This is a genomic window from Ruegeria sp. BC8 (assembly GCF_056535705.1).
The window spans coordinates 2,806,797-2,826,912 of record NZ_JBQFIV010000001.1 but is presented as its reverse complement, the minus strand read 5'-3'; the positions used below and the strand labels follow the sequence as shown (position 1 = coordinate 2,826,912).

General features: G+C 62.1%; 16 protein-coding genes. 9 read left to right on the top strand and 7 right to left on the bottom strand.

Annotated elements, in window-relative coordinates; all coding sequences use genetic code 11:
• Positions 1 to 37 precede the first annotated feature (37 nt).
• The 8 genes from ACR3EK_RS14250 to ACR3EK_RS14215 all read left to right on the top strand — a co-directional run bounded on the left by ACR3EK_RS14250 (position 38) and on the right by ACR3EK_RS14215 (position 9,222).
• Positions 38 to 1,297 (top strand): RsmB/NOP family class I SAM-dependent RNA methyltransferase, encoded by a 1,260-nt coding sequence (locus ACR3EK_RS14250; RefSeq protein WP_480633699.1) that lies wholly within the window; start codon positions 38 to 40, stop codon positions 1,295 to 1,297.
• Between the two features lie 88 nt (positions 1,298 to 1,385).
• The gene (locus ACR3EK_RS14245) at positions 1,386 to 3,125 is read left to right on the top strand and encodes a heparinase II/III family protein (RefSeq protein WP_480633698.1); all 1,740 of its coding nucleotides are present in this window, start codon (positions 1,386 to 1,388) and stop codon (positions 3,123 to 3,125) included.
• 21 nt (positions 3,126 to 3,146) lie between these two features.
• Entirely contained in the window at positions 3,147 to 4,736 is a 1,590-nt protein-coding gene (gene purH, locus ACR3EK_RS14240; protein ID WP_480633697.1) for a bifunctional phosphoribosylaminoimidazolecarboxamide formyltransferase/IMP cyclohydrolase, read from the top strand.
• Positions 4,736 to 5,212 carry a signal peptidase II gene (lspA, locus tag ACR3EK_RS14235; protein ID WP_170342020.1) on the top strand — a complete coding sequence of 159 codons (477 nt, stop codon included), beginning with the start codon at positions 4,736 to 4,738 and terminating at the stop codon, positions 5,210 to 5,212. The genes purH and lspA overlap by 1 nt, the downstream gene beginning before the upstream one ends.
• A gap of 50 nt (positions 5,213 to 5,262) precedes the next feature.
• Positions 5,263 to 5,778: a DUF3035 domain-containing protein gene (locus ACR3EK_RS14230; protein WP_170341119.1), complete on the top strand. Its 516-nt coding sequence runs from the start codon at positions 5,263 to 5,265 to the stop codon at positions 5,776 to 5,778.
• Between the two features lie 80 nt (positions 5,779 to 5,858).
• Complete coding sequence (locus tag ACR3EK_RS14225) at positions 5,859 to 7,199, top strand: M16 family metallopeptidase (RefSeq protein ID WP_480633696.1); 1,341 nt, start codon at positions 5,859 to 5,861, stop codon at positions 7,197 to 7,199.
• Complete coding sequence (locus ACR3EK_RS14220) at positions 7,196 to 8,506, top strand: M16 family metallopeptidase (RefSeq protein ID WP_170433849.1); 1,311 nt, start codon at positions 7,196 to 7,198, stop codon at positions 8,504 to 8,506. The genes ACR3EK_RS14225 and ACR3EK_RS14220 overlap by 4 nt, the downstream gene beginning before the upstream one ends.
• 191 nt (positions 8,507 to 8,697) lie before the next feature.
• Positions 8,698 to 9,222: a cupin domain-containing protein gene (locus ACR3EK_RS14215; RefSeq protein ID WP_480633695.1), complete on the top strand. Its 525-nt coding sequence runs from the start codon at positions 8,698 to 8,700 to the stop codon at positions 9,220 to 9,222.
• A gap of 42 nt (positions 9,223 to 9,264) precedes the next feature.
• On the opposite strand, the gene ACR3EK_RS14210 is transcribed toward ACR3EK_RS14215, so the two are convergent.
• From ACR3EK_RS14210 to ACR3EK_RS14195, 4 genes are all read right to left on the bottom strand, one after another.
• Entirely contained in the window at positions 9,265 to 10,281 is a 1,017-nt protein-coding gene (locus tag ACR3EK_RS14210) for a DUF2955 domain-containing protein (protein WP_480633694.1), read from the bottom strand.
• Positions 10,271 to 11,335: an HlyD family secretion protein gene (locus tag ACR3EK_RS14205; RefSeq protein WP_170596475.1), complete on the bottom strand. Its 1,065-nt coding sequence runs from the start codon at positions 11,333 to 11,335 to the stop codon at positions 10,271 to 10,273. Before ACR3EK_RS14205 ends, ACR3EK_RS14210 begins: the two co-directional genes overlap by 11 nt.
• Positions 11,332 to 12,411 (bottom strand): AI-2E family transporter, encoded by a 1,080-nt coding sequence (locus ACR3EK_RS14200; protein WP_170372918.1) that lies wholly within the window; start codon positions 12,409 to 12,411, stop codon positions 11,332 to 11,334. Before ACR3EK_RS14200 ends, ACR3EK_RS14205 begins: the two co-directional genes overlap by 4 nt.
• A gap of 163 nt (positions 12,412 to 12,574) precedes the next feature.
• Positions 12,575 to 12,844, bottom strand: coding sequence for a potassium channel family protein (locus ACR3EK_RS14195; protein WP_315901678.1), 270 nt, complete (start codon positions 12,842 to 12,844; stop codon positions 12,575 to 12,577).
• A 314-nt stretch (positions 12,845 to 13,158) separates the two neighbouring features.
• On the opposite strand from ACR3EK_RS14195, the gene ACR3EK_RS14190 reads away from it, so the two are divergent.
• Positions 13,159 to 15,738 (top strand): AsmA family protein, encoded by a 2,580-nt coding sequence (locus tag ACR3EK_RS14190; RefSeq protein ID WP_480633693.1) that lies wholly within the window; start codon positions 13,159 to 13,161, stop codon positions 15,736 to 15,738.
• Positions 15,739 to 15,807: 69 nt separating this feature from the next.
• On the opposite strand, the gene ACR3EK_RS14185 is transcribed toward ACR3EK_RS14190, so the two are convergent.
• Genes ACR3EK_RS14185 through deoC form a run of 3 tightly spaced genes read right to left on the bottom strand, consistent with a single transcriptional unit; the run spans position 15,808 to position 19,988 of the window.
• Positions 15,808 to 16,617 (bottom strand): SDR family oxidoreductase, encoded by an 810-nt coding sequence (locus ACR3EK_RS14185; protein WP_170364152.1) that lies wholly within the window; start codon positions 16,615 to 16,617, stop codon positions 15,808 to 15,810.
• Between the two features lie 27 nt (positions 16,618 to 16,644).
• Complete coding sequence (locus ACR3EK_RS14180; RefSeq protein ID WP_480633692.1) at positions 16,645 to 18,978, bottom strand: aldehyde dehydrogenase family protein; 2,334 nt, start codon at positions 18,976 to 18,978, stop codon at positions 16,645 to 16,647.
• An 11-nt stretch (positions 18,979 to 18,989) separates the two neighbouring features.
• Complete coding sequence (deoC, locus tag ACR3EK_RS14175) at positions 18,990 to 19,988, bottom strand: deoxyribose-phosphate aldolase (RefSeq protein ID WP_480633691.1); 999 nt, start codon at positions 19,986 to 19,988, stop codon at positions 18,990 to 18,992.
• Positions 19,989 to 20,116 lie beyond the last annotated feature (128 nt).

Here is a 20,116-nt window from a genome sequence, read left to right as displayed (position 1 = left end):
ATGGCAATGCGGGCGAAAACCTTGCAAAGGCGGTTTCATGACCAACACCCCGACTGCGGCGCGGCGCAGCGCCATCTATCTGCTGGATCAGATCCTGGGCGACGGGCGCTTGCTGTCCGAATGCCTCGCGGCCGGGGCGCTGGACCGCCTGGCCCCCGAAGACCGCGCCCGGGCGCAGCGCTTGACGCTGGAGACCCTGCGCGGGCTTGAACGCGCAGACCGCCTGCTGGAGGGGCATCTGCGGCGCACACCGGCGCTGACCGTCCAAAACGCGCTGCGTCTGGGAACGGTCGAACTGTGCCAGGGCGAGGCTGCGCATGGCGTCGTGAACGCTATGGTCGAGATCGTCGGCCGCTCGCGCAAGCACGGGCGGCTCAAGGGGCTGGTCAACGCGGTTCTGCGCAAGATCGCCGCCGAAGGCCCCGAGGCCTGGCCGAAGATGCGGGTGCCGCGCCTGCCGGACTGGCTGCGCGAACCGCTGATCGCGGCCTGGGGCGCGGATGCGGTCAAGGGCATGGAGCAGGCCCATTTCGCCGGCGCGCCGCTGGACCTGACGCCAAAACCCGGCGCAACGATCCCCATGGGCACCGAACTGCCGACCGGCTCGGTGCGGGTTGCTGACGCGGGGCAGGTCTCGGCCCTGCCGGGCTATGCGGCCGGAGACTGGTGGGTGCAGGATGCCGCCGCCGCCTTGCCAGCGCGGATTCTGACGCCCCGTCCGGGCGAGCGGGTTCTGGATATGTGCGCCGCGCCCGGCGGCAAGACGCTGCAACTGGCGGCGGCGGGGGCTGAGGTCACCGCGCTGGACATTTCCGAGGCCCGGCTGGCGCGGGTGCGGGAAAACCTCGAACGGACCGGTCTGTCGGCCCGGGTGGTCTCCGGCGACGCGCTGGACCATCAGGGCCAGTACGACGCGGTCCTGCTGGACGCGCCCTGTTCGGCGACCGGCACCATCCGGCGGCACCCGGATCTGCCCTTTGCCAAGGACGGCTCCGAATTCGGTGGGCTGATCGAGTTGCAGGCCCGGATGCTGGCCCATGCCTGGACCCTGTTGAAACCCGGCGGGCGGCTGGTCTATTGCACCTGCTCGCTGCTGCCTGACGAAGGCGAAGTGCAGATCGAAGAGGCTTTGCCGCAGCATTCCGACATGCAGGTGGACCGTGCCGCGCTGCAGGTGCCCGGCGTTCAGCCCGACTGGCTGACCGAGGAAGGCGGGCTGCGCCTGCGTCCCGATTTTTGGGCCGATCTGGGCGGAATGGACGGGTTTTATATCGCCTGCCTGAACAAATCGGCCTGACCGGTCGCTTTTCGATGACTTGACGAACCGGCCCGGCTATCGTTGGTTCAAACGCCAGCAGAGCGGCAGGGGCAGAGCAACACACGTCATGTCGAATTCGGACACCATGGCCAACCGATGGGTGCGGTTTCAGAACCGTCTCTACGCGCGCCTCAGCCAGCGCCGGAAACCCGTCAGCGGCTTTGTCGGTCAGCCCGAGCCGCGCACCGTCGGTTCATTTGCGCGCGGGCGGCAACTGGTGGCGGGAAATCTCTTGTTTGCGGGTTACCTGGTCGAAGCCCCGGACACAGGCTTGTGGGAGGTCGCGGCCCCCAACGCCGCATTCGACGACGAGCGGCACGGGTTTGCCTGGCTGGACGATCTGGCCGCGGTGGGTGATGCCGCAGCACGGGAAAAGGCGCAACGCTGGGTCTGGGGCTGGATCGAGACCCACGGCAAGGGGCAGGGTCCAGGCTGGGCCCCGGACCTGACCGGACGCCGCCTGATCCGCTGGATCAACCACGCGCTGTTCCTGCTGCGCGGTATGGACGAGGCCCACAGCCGCCTGTTCTTCCGGTCTCTGTCACAGCAGACCTGGTTCCTGTCCAAACGCTGGCACGCCGCGACACCGGGGCTGCCCCGTTTCGAGGCGTTGGCCGGCTTGGTCCAGGCCGGTTTGGCGCTGGAGGGGATGGAAGACATCTCGGACCCAGCCGTTCGGGCTTTGGCGCGGGAATGCGAGGCCCAGATCGACGCGCAGGGGGGCATTCCCACGCGGAATCCGGAGGAATTGCTCGAGGTCTTTGCCCTGCTGGCCTGGACTTCCGCTGCGCTCAGCGAAGTGGGGCGCGGCACGCCCGCTGCTCAGACGGCAGCAATCAAACGGATTGCCCCGACCCTGCGCAGCCTGCGTCATGCCGATGGCGGGCTGGCCCGGTTCCACGGCGGTGGCCGCGGCGTAGAAGGCCGGTTGGAACAGGCGCTGGCCAAAAGCGGGGTCAAGCCCAAACCCGTCAAAGGTCTGACCATGGGCTATGCCCGTCTGGCCGCCGCCCGCACCACGGTGATCATCGACGCAGCTCTCCCGGCCAAAGGGGCGGCCTCGTACATGGCGCACGCCTCGACGCTGGCTTTCGAGCTGACCTCGGGTCGTCGGCCATTGATCGTCAACTGCGGTTCGGGCGAAAGCTTCGGGTTGGAGTGGCGCCGGGCCGGGCGGGCCACGCCTTCGCACTCGACCCTTTGCCTGGATGGATACTCCAGCGCCCGGTTGGCTGCCCCGACCAAGGGAACCGCGAACGAAGCGCTGGTGGATGGCCCGAGCGAGGTGCCGGTAGAGTTCGAGGATTCGTTCGAAGGCGCGCGCGTGATGGCGGGCCATGATGGGTACGCCAAGGTGTTCGGACTTACCCATGCCCGTACGATTGAGCTGCGCTTTGACGGGCGCGAGGTAACAGGTGAAGACATCCTTCTGACGGCCACCGACAAGGCAAAACGCCAGTTTGACCGGGCGGTTGACGCATCCAAGCTGTCAGGGATCGGTTTTGACATCCGGTTTCACCTGCATCCGGACGTGGACGCAGCGCTGGATCTGGGGGGGTCTGCGGTGTCGATGGCGCTCAAAAGCGGCGAGATCTGGGTTTTTCGCCATGACGGCGCCGGAAAATTGTCTCTTGAGCCAAGCGTTTATCTGGAAAAAGGCCGTCTGAAGCCCCGCGCGACAAAACAGATCGTTCTCTCCGGCCGCGCAATCGAGTATGCGACGCGCATCCGGTGGACGCTGAGCAAGGCGCAGGATACAGCCTATGCCGTGCGCGACGTGCACCGGGACGAGCCCGATTTCGACTGAGCCAAAAGGATCTTTGGACCCATGACCGACCTTCACCCCGTGCGCCGCGCGTTGCTTTCCGTTTCCGACAAGACCGGATTGATCGATCTGGGCAAGGCCCTGGCCGACCGCGGGGTCGAGCTGCTGTCGACCGGCGGCACCGCCAAGGCGCTGCGTGATGCGGGGCTTGCGGTCAAGGATGTCAGCGAGGTCACGGGGTTCCCCGAGATGATGGATGGCCGGGTCAAGACGCTGCACCCGATGGTGCATGGTGGCCTGCTGGCGCTGCGCGACAATGACGCCCATGTGGCGGCGATGCAGGAGCATGGCATCGGCCCGATCGACCTGCTGGTGGTCAACCTCTACCCGTTGGAGGAAACGGTGGCCAAGGGCGCGGGCTATGACGAATGCATCGAAAACATCGACATCGGCGGTCCCGCGATGATCCGCGCCGCGGCCAAGAACCACACCTTCGTCAACGTGGTGGTGGATGTCGAAGACTACTCGGCCCTGCTGGATCAGCTCGAGGAAAACTACGGCAAGACGTCGCTGGGCTTCCGCCAGTGGCTGGCGCAGAAAGCCTATGCCCGCACCGGAGCCTATGACGCGGCCGTGTCCAGCTGGCTTGCAGACGCGCTGCAGATCGACACGCCCAAGCGCCGCGTGTTCGCCGGCGAACTGAAACAGCCCCTGCGCTATGGCGAGAACAGCCACCAGCAGGCGGCGTTCTATGTCGATGGCTCGGGCCGCCCCGGCGTCGCCACCGCTGTGCAGCATCAGGGCAAGGAACTGAGTTACAACAACATCAACGACACCGACGCCGCCTTTGAACTGGTGGCCGAGTTCGACCCGCGTGACAGCGCCGCCTGCGCCATCATCAAACATGCCAACCCTTGCGGCGTTGCAACGGGCGCGACGCTGCTCGAGGCATACAAGGCGGCGTTCGACTGCGACCGGACCTCGGCCTTCGGCGGGATCGTGGCGCTGAACCGGCCGCTGGACGCGGAAACCGCGCGCGAAATCACCGGCATCTTCACCGAGGTCGTGATCGCCCCCGGCGCCACCGACGAGGCCAAGGCGATCTTTGCCGCCAAAAAGAACCTGCGCCTGCTGACCACCGAAGCGCTGCCCGACGTGCGCGCCGGCGGCAAGACCGTGCGCCAGGTGGCCGGCGGGCTGCTGGTGCAGGACAAGGACAACGGGCATATCGAGATGGATGACCTGAAGGTCGTAACCAAGCTGGCCCCCACGCCCGAGCAGATGCGCGATCTGCTGTTTGCCTGGAAAGTGGCCAAGCACGTCAAGTCGAACGCCATCGTCTACGTCAAGAACGAGGCCACGGTGGGCGTCGGCGCCGGTCAGATGAGTCGAGTGGACTCCGCCCTGATCGCCGCCAAAAAGGCCGAGCGTATGGCTGAAAGTCTGGGCCTGCCCGAGCCGCTGACCATCGGGTCGGCCGTAGCCTCGGACGCGTTCTTTCCCTTCCCAGACGGGCTTATGGAGGCTGCTGCCGCAGGCGCGACCTGCGTGATCCAGCCGGGCGGGTCGATGCGCGATGACGAGGTGATCGCCGCCGCCGACGAAGCCGGCCTGGCCATGGTGTTCACCGGCATGCGGCACTTCCGTCACTGATGCGGGTCCGGGTTCTGCTCTGGGCCGGGCTGGCCGCATTTGTGATCGACCAGCTCAGCAAGTACCTGGTGGTCCACGTGTTGCGCGTGGCCGACCGGCCCGGCGGCATCGACGTGCTGCCGCCGCTGCTGACTTTTAGGTACGGCGAGAACCGCGGCATCAATTTTGGCCTGTTTCAGGGCAATTCCGAAGCCGCGCGCTGGTTTCTCATCGCTATTTCGCTGGCCATCAGCATCGGCGTTTTCGTCTGGCTCTGGCGCACGGCCGCATCGCGGCGGATGCTGGTTTTCGGCGGATTGCTGATCGGCGGAGCGTTGGGGAACGTGGTTGACCGGGTGCTGTATGGATACGTTCTGGATTTCCTGAACATGTCCTGCTGTGGCATCAACAACCCGTTCGTCTTCAACCTCGCCGACGTGTTCATTTTCGCGGGTGCCCTCGGGTTGGTGCTGTTCGAAGGCAAAAAGCCCTCGTGACGCGCCGGATGTTATGCGATAAAAGCGCCTGAAACAGGCTGGAGACCAAGATGCGGATGCCGCGCGCCATTATTGCTCTGACACTTGCTGCTGCGGTCGCAGGATGTTCCGATATCGGCCTGCGCCATCTCGAAGCGCCAGGGCCCGGGCCTGACGAGTTTTCGGTCATGCCGGTCAAGCCACTGACCCAGCCCAAAGATTATGCGTTCCTGCCCGCGCCGACGCCGGGTGGCGCGAACCTGACCGACCCGAACCCGAATGCCGATGCCGTGGCTGCGTTGGGTGGCAATCCCGGGGCGCTGAACCCCGGCACTGGTATTCCGTCGTCGGACGGGGCGCTGGTGACGGCTTCCAGCCGCTATGGCGTTTCCCCCAACACCCGCCAGGTTCTGGCGCAGGAAGATGCGGATTTCCGCAAGCGTCAAAGCCGGTGGACGCGGTTGCGCCTGTTCAAGGTGGACCGCTATTCGCAGGTCTACAAGCGCAATTCCATCGATCCCCAGGTGCAGACCGAAGCTTTGCGCAGACAGGGCGTGGAAACACCCTCGTCGCCGCCGGATGAATAATTCTTAACTTTCCGTCATCGCTCTTGAACCCGTTCGGCGTCACCGTAGTTTGAACACCGTAACGAAACGGAGGATGCCCCATGGCTCGGGCCTTGGCGTTTTGCGCCGCTTTGATGACCGCAACCCCGGTTTTGGCCGAAACCGGGCACGAGGCCGTCACCACTTTTACCCTGGACAACGGCATGGATGTCGTCGTTGTCGAAGATCACCGCGCGCCCGTGGTTCAGCACATGGTCTGGTATCGGGCCGGATCGGCGGATGAGCCGATCGGGTCGTCAGGTGTGGCGCATTTCCTCGAGCATCTTCTGTTCAAGGCCACCGATACGATGGAGGCGGGCGAGCTTTCGGCCACCGTTGCGGCCAATGGGGGCAACGACAACGCTTTCACCTCGTATGACTACACAGCCTATTTCCAGCGCGTCGCGGCCGACCGGCTGGAGTTGATGATGAAGATGGAGGCCGACCGGATGCGCAACATCCGGCTGACCGAGAGCGACATCGCCACCGAGCGCGACGTGATCCTGGAGGAACGCAACCAGCGTACCGAGAACAACCCCCGTGCCCTGTTCGGCGAACAGATGAGCGCGGCGCAGTATCTCAACCACCGCTACGGCGTTCCGGTGATCGGCTGGAAGCACGAGATGGAGACCTTGGACATGGAGGACGCGCTGTCCTTCTACCAAACCTATTATGCGCCCAACAATGCGATCCTGGTGGTGACCGGCGATGTGGACCCGGACGAGGTCAAAGCCTTGGCCGAGACGTATTATGGCGTGATCCCCGCCAACCCGGACCTGCCTGAACGGGTCCGATCGCAGGAACCGCCGCAGACCGCCGAGCGGCGTCTGACCTTCAAGGATGCGCGGGTTTCGCAACCATATGTTCAGCGCAGCTACCTCGCGCCCGAGCGTGATGCCGGTGCACAGGAAAAGGCTGCCGCGTTGTTCTTGCTGGCCGAACTGCTGGGCGGCAGCACCACGTCCTACCTGAACGAGAAACTGCAGCTTGAGCAGCAACTGGCTGTATATGCCGGGGCGTTTTATCGTGGGGTGTCGTTGGATGACACGACCTTTGATCTGATCGTTGTTCCGGCTGAAGGCGTGTCGCTGCAGGAGGCCGAGGATGCGATGGATCAGGCGGTGGCCGATTTCATCGCCGAAGGCGTCAACCCGGAGGATCTGGACCGGATCAAGATGCAGCTGCGCGCCGCACAGGTCTATGCCCGAGACAATGTCGATGGAATCGGCAACCGCTATGGTCGGGCGCTGACCAGCGGCCTGACGGTCGAGGACGTGCAAGCCTGGCCCGACATCCTGCAGGCCGTCACCGGCGAAGAAATCATCGCCGCCGCGCGCGAGGTGCTTCAGCCCGAAGCGTCGGTCACCGGCTGGCTGATGCGTGATGACGAGGTGACCCAATGATCCGTTTCCTTGCCCCCTTGATCGCCCTGCTGATCGCGCTGCCTGCCTGGGCCGAGATCAAGATTCAGGAGGTCACCTCGCCCGGCGGTATCCGGGCCTGGCTGGTCGAGGATCACTCGATCCCGTTCACTGCGCTGGAACTGCGGTTCCGCGGGGGCACGTCACTGGACGATCCCGAAAAACGCGGCGCGGTCTATCTGATGAGCGGCCTTCTCGAAGAAGGCGCGGGCGACATGGATTCCCGCACCTACGCGCGGGCGCTGGAATCCCTGGCGGCGTCGATCGGATACAGGGCCACAGATGACAGCGTTGCGATCTCGGCCCAGTTCCTGACTGAAAACCGGGACGACGCCGTTGAGCTGCTGCGCACCACCATCCAGCAACCGCGCTTTGACCAGGACGCGATCGACCGGGTTCGGGCGCAGGTCCTGTCCGGGCTGCGCTCGGAACAGACCGACCCCAATGACATCGCGGGTGAGGCATTCGCCAAAATGGCCTATGGCGATCATCCGTATGGATCCAACGGCAAAGGCTCGATCGACAGCGTATCGGCCCTGACCCGTGACGACATCATCGACGCATACAAAGGCGTCTTCGCCAAGGACCGTCTGTATGTGGGCGCAGTGGGCGACATCACACCCGAAGAGTTGGGTGCGTTGCTGGACAATCTGCTGTCGGACCTGTCCGAAACGGGCAAACCGATTCCCGGGAATGCCGAGGTAACGATTCCCGGTGGCGTCACGGTGGTCGAGTTCGACACGCCGCAATCGGTGGCGCTGTTCGGCCAGAAGGGTATCGACCGCGACGATCCGGATTTCTTTGCAGCCTACATCCTGAACCACATCCTCGGCGGCGGCGGCTTTGAAAGCCGCCTGATGCAGGAAGTGCGCGAAAAACGCGGCCTGACCTATGGCGTCGGGACCTATCTGGTGCCCAAGGATCTGGCCTCGGTCTATCTGGGGTCGGTATCCTCGGCCAATGACCGGATCGGGCAGGCTATCGAGGTAATTCGCGACGAATGGCGGCGCGCGGCGACCGAAGGCGTAACCCAGAAAGAGCTGGACGACGCCAAGACCTATCTGACCGGCGCTTATCCGTTGCGCTTTGACGGCAATGCCCAGATCGCGGGCATCATGGTGGGCATGCAGATGGAAGATCTTCCGATCGACTACATCGCGACCCGAAACGACAAGGTGAACGCGGTTACGCTGGACGAGGTGAACCGCGTCGCGGCCGAGCTGCTGGACCCGGACGGGCTGCATTTCGTGGTTGTGGGCAAACCCGAGGGGCTTGAGACCACGAACTGACGCGAAGGGCCGGCAGTCGGCAGGCCTTTTGCAGAATTCTCGACGAGCGGCCATTCAGCGCCGCTCGCCCCGGGTCCCTTGAACCGGAAGCGTCCGCAACCTGTGGATCGTCCGCGTATCCGCCACCTGTTCCGTAAAACCGGTACGGTATTCACGGTCATGCGCGTCCGCCGGCGGGCTTGTTTCACTTGATGGACAGATGTCATCATGAAGCGGAACTATTTTCGCGGGTAAGGAAGGAGGGGTCATCGATGCCCTATCATTTCTGGCATTCGAAGCTGACCGACCCTCCCATCCACGTCCCGGCGATCGGACTGCAGTTGTTTGTCCGGATACCGCACGACACCACCGACGATAATATCTCGGTCATAGAGACAATAAATGAACCGGGGTTTGGCCCGCCTCTGCACCGTCACCCACAAACTGAGATCTTTCGCGTTTTGGACGGGCGGTATCTCTACGAGTGCGATGGAAAGCGTTTTGTTGCAGAAACTGGCGACGTCGTAACGATCCCCGGGGGCGCCGCGCACGCATTTCGCAATCTTTCCGACGGGCCAGCGCGGCAACTGGTCATGATACTGCCATCCTTCGACACGGTCGCCTTTTTCAACGGGCTGGGAAACATCATGGCAGACGGAGTTCCCGACCGGGAGGTGCTGAATGCATTCTCCGAGAAATGGCAGATCGAGTTTCTGGGACCGCCCCTGCAGCTTTGACGTCGGTCCAATTTGCCTCGGGCGCCAAAGTTGGCGGCTGCGTCATGCATTCACTGGGTTTTCGCGTTTCTTTTCCGGCCAGAACTCATCCACGACCACGTAGGCTATGATGACGAACAGGGCCGCGCTTGCGACTTGCAGAACGCGAGTGATGCTTTTGACATCGGCCTCGTCCGAAAACGGTGAAATCGACCCGCCGTAGACAATCAGGACCGTCGTCAGGGCCGATCCGGCGGCGGCGGCCAGCGGGATCTGGGATTTGCCGAGCGCGCCCAGCGTCATACAGGCGAAAAAGCACAGCAGGATCGGCGTGAGAATGACCGGCGCGATGACGTTGACTTCGTAGCAGATGATGGACGCTGCTGCGCCGAGCAGGTTTGCCGTCAGCATCGCCTTGGCCACGGCTTTGCCGGCGGCAGGCATCGCAGCGAGCTGCTGGCTGAGAAGTGCCACAAAGAACAAAACCAGCAGGGCAGACGCCCCAGACACAAAAAATGCCAGGGCGAAAGGAACCGTGACAAGCGACATTCTGACGATGCGCCGATGCTTGTCAAAGTCAGCGGCGGATGCGTCTTTGGCCTGCGTGGCGTTCTGGGGGGCGGCCGGAATCAGCGTGAACAACAGCGTCGATACGAAACCGGCAAACAACAGATTCAGCGGGATCCAGAATACAAGCACCAGCGCCAGATCCTGAGATTGCAGAACAAGGTTGGGGATCATCAGCGCCCCCATCAGGGCGATGACGCCCGGCAGGACACCGGCACCAGACACGGACCAAATGAAGGACAGGATTATCCCGATCGCCACCAGTATGAGAAACACGACCGGATAGGGCGCGAAAACCGATGAAAACAGGAAAGAAACGAACATCAACGCAATCGAGAAGATGAACAGTTTCGCAAACGCGGCCAGCGGTAACGCGGTAGGTGCCTGGAGGAAGAGCGCGGTGAACACCGCGCCAACAACCGCCAATGGCCACCCAAGGAAAAGCCCCAAGGAAAAGACGGCGGTCACACCCAGTGCAAGTCTGTAAACGGCGTGTCTGTCCTCAGTACGCATAAGAAAAGATCGAAACCAAACGAATGTATGTCCGACCGACCGCGTTCAGTATCCCGTTGTCGCTGAGGTACATGATGACATCCGCCTGACCGTTCAACTGAAACCTCAGGTCGTCTTCTGCGCTTCCGGCCTCGTAGCCCGGCAGTATGATGCGCACGGGAAACCGTTCAGGTTCGCGCAGAAAGCCTTTGGTGCTAGGCGGGCTTGCCAATTGTCCGGGTGTGTCGCCGCCACTCAGCGAGACCGCCGCGCTGAAGCTTTCGATTTTGCCCGGGATGATCTGACCGGGGTGCATATCCAGCACGACATCCACCGGAGACCCGACGGTGGCGCGCCCCAGATTGTTCTCGGTGAAATACGCCTCGATCCACACGTCCGTCGCATCAAGAAACGTCAGCAGATCCTGGCCGGACCGGGCGTATGTGCCGGGTGCAATCAACAAGTTGGATATGACGCCCGTAGCCGGCGCGCGCAGTTCGGTCCATTCCAGATTGAGCTCGGCATCGGCCAAAGCCGCCAAGGCACGTTGGATTTTGGGATTCTCATTCCCTTCGTCCCCAAGCCTTTGCTTGGCCTTCTCCAGATCTGCTTTGGCGTTTTCATAGTTCGCCTCGGACTCGGCCAGCTGGCCTCGGGCGTCGTCGGCTTTCGAGATGGCAATCAGCCCTTTCTTCTCGAGCGCGAAGACCCGCTCCGTCTGAATGCGCATCGTATCCAGATCGCTCTGCGCGCGGGCCAACTTGGCTTGCGCCGCACTTACCTCGGCCGAGGACGCACCCACCTCCTGAGTGGCCGCCTCAAGGTCGGCCTGGGCTCTGTCGCGATCAATCTCGTAGGGTCTCGGGTCGATCCGAACCAGCAGATCGCCGGCCGAGACGATCTGCCCGTTTTCCACCAATACCTCGATCACGGTTCCCGTGACCTGCGGAACGATTTGGGTCGCCACGGCCTTTACCCGTGCGTTCCCGGTGAACGGCGTCTTGCGGTCGGCAACCAGATACCAGGTGAGGAAGATGAGAATGACGGCCAGTGTCGTCCAGATCGTCTTCCTCATTTTGCGGCTCCCTCGGCGGTGTCATCGGTCGTTGGTGAGGCGTCGATCCAGACCTTGAATAACTCGTAGAAGACGGCGAACAAGACCGGACCCATGAAGATGCCGATCAGGCCATAGGCCATCATCCCGCCCAGCACCCCGATGAGGATCACGAGCATCGGGGTCTCCAGGCCTTTTGAAATGAAAACCGGCCGCAGGAAGCTGTCCATTATGCTGACGGGAATGGCCAGAACGGTGAAGATCAGCGCCGCACCGCCGGACATGGAACTCCATGCATAGATGACCAGCGGCAGAAGGACGAGGCCGGGGCCGATCTGGATGATCGAGAGTATCAGGCAGATGAACGCCAGCGTCGCGGCCGAGGATATCCCGAACAGCGCCAACAGGACCCAGACAACGACGGCCTGAATGGCGGCAACCCCGATTACTCCCTTGGTGACGTTCCGGATCGTGGCCCCAGCCAGAGTGACGAATTCGCCGCCGCGTGGCGCAAAGACGCGGTTGGCAAAGCGCTGAAGGCCCTGCACCAGATCCGGTCCGGGGCTGAACAGGGCGCCCATGATCAACACCGACAGCGCAAGGCCGAGAAGCCCGATTCCGATCCCCAGGACTTTGCCAAAGAGCGATTTGGTGATCTCGAGGATTTGCGGGCCGTATTTTGCAAGCGCACCATCCAAGTTCCGTTCAAACATGCCCCAGGCATCGGCAAGCTTGGCACCGACCAGAGGCAGATCCTTCAGGCCTTCCGGCGCCGGCGGTATCTTCAACTCGCCCTTGTCAGCTTGCTCGGCAAACTCGGACCCCAGTTCCGCAGCCCCAGATACCGCCGTTGCTACCGGCCCCAATGTGAGAACCAGACCCAGCAAAACCAGGATCGTCGTTGCCAGCTTCTTCCGTCCTCCCAGCTTGGACTGAAGCCAATCGAAGGCCGGATAAAGCGCAACGCAGAGAATTGTGGCCCAGATGACCACGCTTGCAAGCGGGGCGACCATGACCAAGGCGCTGTATAGGAACAGCCCGAGAAACAGTAACCTTATCGCAAGATCGACAATCTTTGCGTCCTGAGTCTTTTCCATTCCATCCCCCTGGTATGTTTTTCCGTATGTTACACTCAAAAAAGCAAATATGTATATTTTTTGAGCTTTTAGGGGGTTCCCGGCAGTGCGGTGGTTGACTCAGCCCCCACTTTGCAAGCGGATCCTGAGGTGCAAAGCACCCTGTGGCTCACCTTGCCAGAGCCTATTTTTTCGGAGTCTCATCCTCCTGGGACAGGATCGTGTCGGCCACGGTCGTGGCGGCGGTGACGAAGATACCCAGACCCACGATTATGTACGCCATCGTAAAGATCTTGCCCGCAGCGGTTTCAGGAGAAAAGTCGCCAAAACCCACGGTCGAGATCGTCACTACGGAAAAATAGACGGAGTCCAACCAACTCCACCCCTCGACAAAATGGTAGAACACGGACGCCCAAAGGATCATTCCGACGGTGAAGGCGAGTATGCCTTTCACTCTGCCGTCCTTGAAAGCGACGCCTATCCCACGCGTTATTCTGGTCAGTGAATTCATCATGCCCTCATTCGCAAAAGAATTCACGTATAGCAGTAATTGGATGATTGTGTGAATCCAAAGGGTGAGTTGGCCCGGGCAACGGCAATCTCGTGGCCTCAGAAGGCGCGCGAAACATGTATTCCATTAACATGATGGATAAATGCTCTAGGGTAATCACATGCTGAATCGGGACGCTGAGGGATAACGTGCGAATAATTGTCAAAGGTGTCTTGATCTGTTGCGCGGTCGCGCTTTTGGTTTTTGCCGCGGCTTGGTTGTTTCTGTCTTCCGCTTTGTTCTCGTCGGTGCGGACCAGTTTCGTTGAGAACCTGATCTCAAGGAAGCTGGGTCAGCAGGTTTTGATTGAGGATGAGGTGCGTTTGGGCCTTGGTCGTCAGTTGCAGGTATCAGCAGCTGGACTGGTATTGCCCGCCACACCCAAGGCCGAGGCGGATCTGGCAGCGATTGATCAGATCGAGTTCGAAGTATCTGCACGGGACCTGTGGAACAGCAAGCTGTCGGTGAGCAATCTTTCAGTGTCTGGGGTTCGTCTGAACCTGATCACAGACGAAGAAGGCGTGACCAACTGGCAGTCCTTTTCGCGCACCGGGGCCGAAACCGACAAGACTTCGGAACGCCCGACCCAACCTTTGGCCGGTATCCTGACGGATCGCACGATCGACCTCAAGGATGTCACCGTACTCTATCAGAACGACCTGAACGGCATTGGACTGGACTTGCAGCTTCCAGAACTGGTTTTGCAGCGCGATGCCGAAACCGATGTTGCCTCGGCGGTCGGAACGGGGTCGCTCAACGGTCAGAGTTTTGACTTGAAGGGCACGTTCCCGCCCCAGGACCCTTTCCAAGTGGCATTGAACTTTGATCAGATTTCGGTCGAAGCCCAACAGATTCCTGTGGAGACCGGCCTTCAGGTCAAGGCGACCCTCGAGGTCGATCAGTTGGGTCAACTGCTCGATGTCTTGAAACTCAACCGCGTGTTGGAGGGTTCGGGCAATGTTGGTGCAACATTCAAACTGGCAGACGGCGTCGCACGGGTTGATGACCTGTCTGTTCTGGCCGAGCTGGATGGTGGCCAAAGCCTTTCCGTCACCGGACAAATCGGGAAATTGGGCAATCCGGAAGATGTTTCTCTGACGACCCGCATTCGCCTGTATCCTGAGGATGCCGAGCCGGCTCCGGCTGCCTCGCGGTATGACCTCAAGCTTATTGCTGTGGATATGGTCATCGACAGTGTCCCGGGACAGGTCCCGCAACGGCAGATGGTCATCAAGACGAACGGTTTCACGCTGGACACCTCTGGTGAGGGCCCGCCGCCGATCAAATTCTCCGAGCTTGCCAGAACGCCCGAAGGTGCCCTGAGCGTGGGCAACATCAATTTGAGGATCGGAAACCCCGCCGATCCGTTTATCATTCTGACCGGTTCGGTCGAGGATGCGTTGCAGTTGCAGGGCGTATCCGCCGAGGGTTTGATTGATATTCCGGCAAGCAGTCTGATCTCGCCCGAACTGCTGGGCCCCGATGACCAGCTGGGCAGGTTTTCGGGAGACTTTCATTTGAACGGAAACATCGAACAGCTTGCTTTGACCAATCTGGATGGTCAGACAAGCGAAACCGAGGTCTGGAGCCTGGAGGTGCACGGAACCGTAGAAAATGTCCTCAAGTTCGAGAATCTGGATCTGGCAATCGACGTGGATGTTCCGTCGGGCGCAGATCTTCTGAAGGCCTTGTCGCTGGAGCCGGTGGACACCGGTCGGGCCTATCTTGAAATCGACCTGGTAAGTGAAGGCACCGATTGGAATGCCAACGCCAATGTCGAGGTTTCCGAGTCGGTCTTGAAAATCGCGGCGGATCTTGATGACGCAACAAGCGATCCCGTGCTGCAGGGGTCGATCGAGAGCGATCTGATAAAAATCGATCAAATCCGGACCATCGTTCAGGCGGCCGCCCAACTGCGCAAGATAGGTGGTTCACCGCCGGAGCAGGAAGATGCCGAGCAAGGCGACGGTGACACAGGTCCGTTGAGGGATGTGACCCTCAAACCCATCGGGCGGGCCATTTTGCTGTCGGGTGTGAATGTAGATGTCGACATAGACCTGCGTCACATTGAGGGTGCAAAGGGCATCAGCAGCCTGCAGAGCGAACTGACTCTGGACGAAAACGAGCTACGGGCCGGACCTCTGAAGTTTGAATACGGAGGTGGTCATTTCGACGTCAGCGGGCAAATGGATCTTTCGAATGAGGCACATCTGCTGACCCTGACCGGAAAGGCGGGCGGATGGCAGTTGGATGACCTTCTGCAAAACCTGAACTTCAAGAAAGGCGCCAGCGGCACGGTGTACGCAGATTTCTCGGTTACGGGGGGCACGGATACCGTCAAGCAATTCGTCGGCAGCATGAGTGGCAATGCCACGGTTTCAATGCGCGACGGTTCGATCGAAACCCAGCTTCTGGATCTGGCCGGGCTGGGTATTCTTCCGTGGGTATTTACCAAGGAAAAACAGAAAGTGGCGCCAATCGTGTGCCTGCGCGCGCCGATCAGCATTTCCAACGGAAAAATCGAGACGAAACAGACGACGCTGGAAACAGATCATGTTCAGGTCGTTGTCTTTGGCGCTGTCGACCTGACGGACAAGGTGTTGGACCTTAACATCCAGCCAAGAAAGATTGGCGAGCCACTTGCGCGCAGCCCGTGGCCAGTGACACTGAGGGGAGCGCTCGCTGAGCCCAAGGTCAAAGTCAAGGATGGTCCGAAAAGGCTGAAGCGGTCGGATGGTGCAGACCAGATGCCGGCACAAAGAAAGCTCTGCATCCCGGATATCCTGCAGTTGCAGTAGGGGCGGTTTGCCAAGCGGCCACGGCCCTGCCTGTGTTCGGCAAGGCCGGCCAAGCCTGTCGGACGCGGATCACCCCTTTTTCATGCTGCGCAGCATCTGCCCCATCATCTGGCCGAACTGACCCGAGCCGCGCTGATACAGCGCCCCGTCCACGGCCAGAACCGTACCGCTGACATAGCTGGCCATGTCCGAGGCCAGGAACAGACAGGCGTTGGCCACGTCCTGAGGCGTGCCCCAGCGGCCCAGCGGCACGTCTCGGCGCAGCTGCTCGCCCGCGTCGGGGGTGGGGGCCAGACGCTTGGCGCCCTCGGTGCCCTCGATGAAACCCGGCACCACCGAGTTCACCCGGATGCCTTCCACGCCCCATTCCATCGACAGGGTGCGGGTGATCTGATCGACCCCCGCCTTGGCCGCGCAGACATGGGCCTGGCCCTCGTAGGGCAGATAGGATTGCGGGGCCGAGATGTTGATGATGTTGCCGCCGGGCCGTTTCAGATAGGGATAGGCGCCTTTCAGAACATGCACGGTGCCCATCAGGTCGATCTCGACCACGGTGCGGAAGGCGTTGACCGACATTTCCGCCATCAGCGCCGGGAAGTTGCCCGCCGCCCCCGAAACCAGCACGTCGAAATCACCGAGCTTCGCGTGGAACTGTTCCAGCCCCGCGGCGACCGCCTCGGCGTCGCGCACGTCGAAGGCCGCGCCGATGGCCTCGGCCGCGCCGGCTGCCTTAAGCGCGGCGATGGTGTCGTCCACCTTCTCCTGCGAGCGGCTGGCCACGGCCAGTTTCGCGCCCGAGGCCGCGAAGGCCTCGGCGATGCCCCGATTGATACCGCTGGTCCCGCCGATGACGATGACCGTCTTTCCTGCAAAGTCCATGTAGAGCCTCCCGCTTTGGAAGGGGCCCTACTCGCCGTAGGGCACCCAGATGTTCTTGATCTCGGTCGCAGCCTGCAGGAAGCGGCGGGTGTGGTCCATGCCCCAATCGAATGCCGTCGCGTTATTGACCCAGGTCCGTTTCAGGTTCCCGGCCGAGACGACCTCGATCTGTGCTGACAGGTCCGATGACGAGAAGGACCAGACCGCATCCACGTTGAGATGCGAGGCCAGCGGTTTGGCCAGTTCCTCATGACTGCCGGTCAGAATGTTGACCACGCCTGCGGGCACGTCCGAGGTGTCCAGCACCTGATAGAAATCGGTGGCCGCCAGCGGATAGGGCTCGGACGCCACCAGAACCACCCGGTTGCCCATCGCGATCGCCGGCGCCATGGCCGAGACCAGACCCAGCAGCGGCGCCTCGTCAGCGCAAAGCGCGCCGATCACACCCACCGGTTCCTTCATTGCAATCGCCACGCCCCGGATCGGAACGCCATGCACCTGGCCGTCATACTTGTCGGCCCATGCCGCGGCGGTGAACAGGCGCTGGATCGCGGCATCGACCTCTTTCGCGCCGTCCTTGCGGCCGGTCATTGCGTCGATGCGATGCGCGAACTCGTCGGCGCGGGCCGAGAGGTTCTCGCCGATGTAATACAGAATCTGCGCCCGCAGATGGCCGGTTGTTTTCGACCAGCTCGCCGCGCCTGCCGCGGCCTCGACCGCGTTGCGCACGTCCTTGCGGTTGGCCAGACCCACATGGCCCAGCAGCCCCGCCTTGCCCCAGACCGCACGTGAATAGCCGCCATCGGGCCGGGCCTGCTTGCCGCCGATGTACAGTTTGGCGGTACGGTCGACCGGATCGACCGGGCCGCCTTCGCCCGCGACAGGTTCGATTTTTGCCAAAGGCTTGGTTTTGCCCTTGGGCTTGGTATAGGCGCTCAGCCCTTCCCAGCCGCCTTCCCGGCCAAAGCCGCTTTCGCGCACGCCGCCAAAGCCCGCGGCCGCGTCGAACAGGTTGGTGGCATTGACCCAGACCACGCCCGCGACCAGCTTGGGCGCGATGTCCAGCGCAAGGTTGACGTTCTCGGTCCAGACCGTGGCTGCCAGCCCGTAGCGGGTGTTGTTGGCCAGTTCGACCGCCTCGGCCGGGGTGCGGAAGGTCGATGAGACCAGAACCGGGCCGAATATCTCCTCCTGCATCAGCGGGTCCGAGGTCTCGAGTCCGGTGATCAGCGTCGGCGGGTAGTAGCAGCCGTTGGCGGGCAACTCACAGGCGGGCTGGTAAACCTGTCCCACCGCGTTGCCCTCGACCATCGACTTGATTGTCTGCAGCTGTACCGAGTCCACCACGGCGCCCACGTCGATGCATTTGTCCAGCGGGTTGCCGATGCGCAGCGTGTCCATGCGGGCGCGCAGCTTGGCGTAGAACCGCTCGGCGATGCCCTCCTGCACCAGCAGGCGCGAGCCCGCGCAGCAGACCTGCCCTTGGTTGAACCAGATCGCATCGACCAGACCTTCGATGGCTGAATCGATGTCGGCATCGTCAAAGACGATGTAGGGCGACTTGCCGCCCAGCTCGAGCGTGAGGGCCTTGCCCGACCCGGCGGTGGCCTCGCGGATGCGGCGCCCCACGATCGTCGAGCCGGTAAAGGCGATCTTGTCGACGTCTGCCTTCACGATCATCTCGCCCACCGCGCCGTCGCCGGTGACGATGTTGACCACGCCCTTGGGCAGACCGGCCTGCATGCAGATATCGGCAAACAGCAGCGCCGTCAGCGAGGTGTATTCGGCCGGCTTCAGAACCACCGTGTTGCCCATGGCCAGCGCCGGGGCCACCTTCCACGCCAGCATCAGCAGCGGGAAGTTCCACGGGATGATCTGGCCGCAAACCCCCAGCGCCTGTGCGTCGGGCAATTCGCTTTCCATCAGCTGGGCCATACCCGCGTGATAGTAGAAATGCCGCTGCACCAGCGGAATGTCGATGTCGCGCGATTCCCGGATCGGCTTGCCGTTGTCCAGCGTTTCCAGCACCGCGAACAGGCGGGCATGCTTCTGGATCAGCCGCGCGATGGCATAGAGGTAACGGGCGCGGGCGGGGCCGCCCAGCTTTTCCCATTTGGGCTGCGCCTTGCAGGCGGCGGCCACGGCGGCGTCTACATCGGCCTGCGTGGCCTGGGTCAGCTTGGCCAGAACCTCGCCCGTGGCCGGGTTGCGGCTTTCAAACCCTTTGCCGGGCTTGGTGAAGGCGCCGTCGATGAAATGGCCAAACTTGTCGCCCTGATCGACCAGCCATGCCAGGGCCTCAGCGGCACTTTCCGGGGCGGGTCCGTATTCCATGGTCTCGAAAATCTCTTTGACTGTCATTGTTCCTGTCCTCAGCCCATCGGGTGCCGGTAACCGGCCGAGTATGCCCCGGTGACGAAATGTTCCAACTGCCGCTCGATATCGCCCAGCAGGGACGATGCGCCGAACCGGAACAGGTCGGGTTGCAGCCAACGGTCGCCCAGCTCGTCCTTGATCAGCGACAGGTAGACCAGAGCATCCTTGGCCTTGGAAATCCCGCCCGCGGGCTTGTAGCCCACGCGATAGCCGGTGCGGTCATAATAGTCACGGATCGCTCGGATCATCACCAGCGACACCGGCAGGGTGGCGTTGACGCTTTCCTTGCCGGTCGAGGTTTTGATGAAATCGGCCCCCGCCATCATGCAGATCAGCGAGGCACGCGCCACGTTGCGCAGGCTGCCCAGTTCGCCGGTGGCGAGGATGGCCTTTACATGCGCCTCGCCGCAGGCCGCGCGGAACGCCTTCATCTCGTCATAGAGCGCCTGCCAGTCGCCTTTCAGCACATGGCGGCGCGAGATCACGATGTCGATCTCCTCGGCCCCGGCCTTGACGCTCTCCTCGATCTCGGCCACGCGAAGGTGAAAGGGCGACAGGCCCGCCGGAAAGCCGGTGGACACGGCCGCGACCGGAATGCCGGTGCCTGTCAGCGCATCCACCGCCGTTTCGATCATGTCGTGATAGACACAGACTGCGCCGGTGGTGATCGGCGGCATGTCCAGCGCTTTCAGCAGGGCAGGCGACACCGGCTGCCGTGCCTTGGCGCACAGGCGGCGCACGCGGCCCTCGGTGTCATCGCCTGACAGGGTGGTCAGGTCGATCATGGTGATCGCCTTCAGCAGCCAGGCGGCCTGATGCTCTTTCTTGACCGACCGGCGCCCGGGCAGGGTCGCGGCCCGGCGCTCGATGGCCGAGGTGTTGGCCTGCACGGCGCGCACCCAGTCGAGGTCCAGATCCATGCCGGGGTTTCGGGGCTCGGTCACTTGCGGCAGATGCGCGGTGCGCACGGGGCTTTCTGAGCTCTGCGTATCCATTGTCACGTCCTTTGGGAGGTTTGCGCCAAAATCGCACGGGAAACAGCCAAAGGAAAGGCAAACCGGACGCCTTTGGCCATTTTTTTGACCAATTGGACAAATCTGGCTTTTTCTTGCGAGTAATTCGC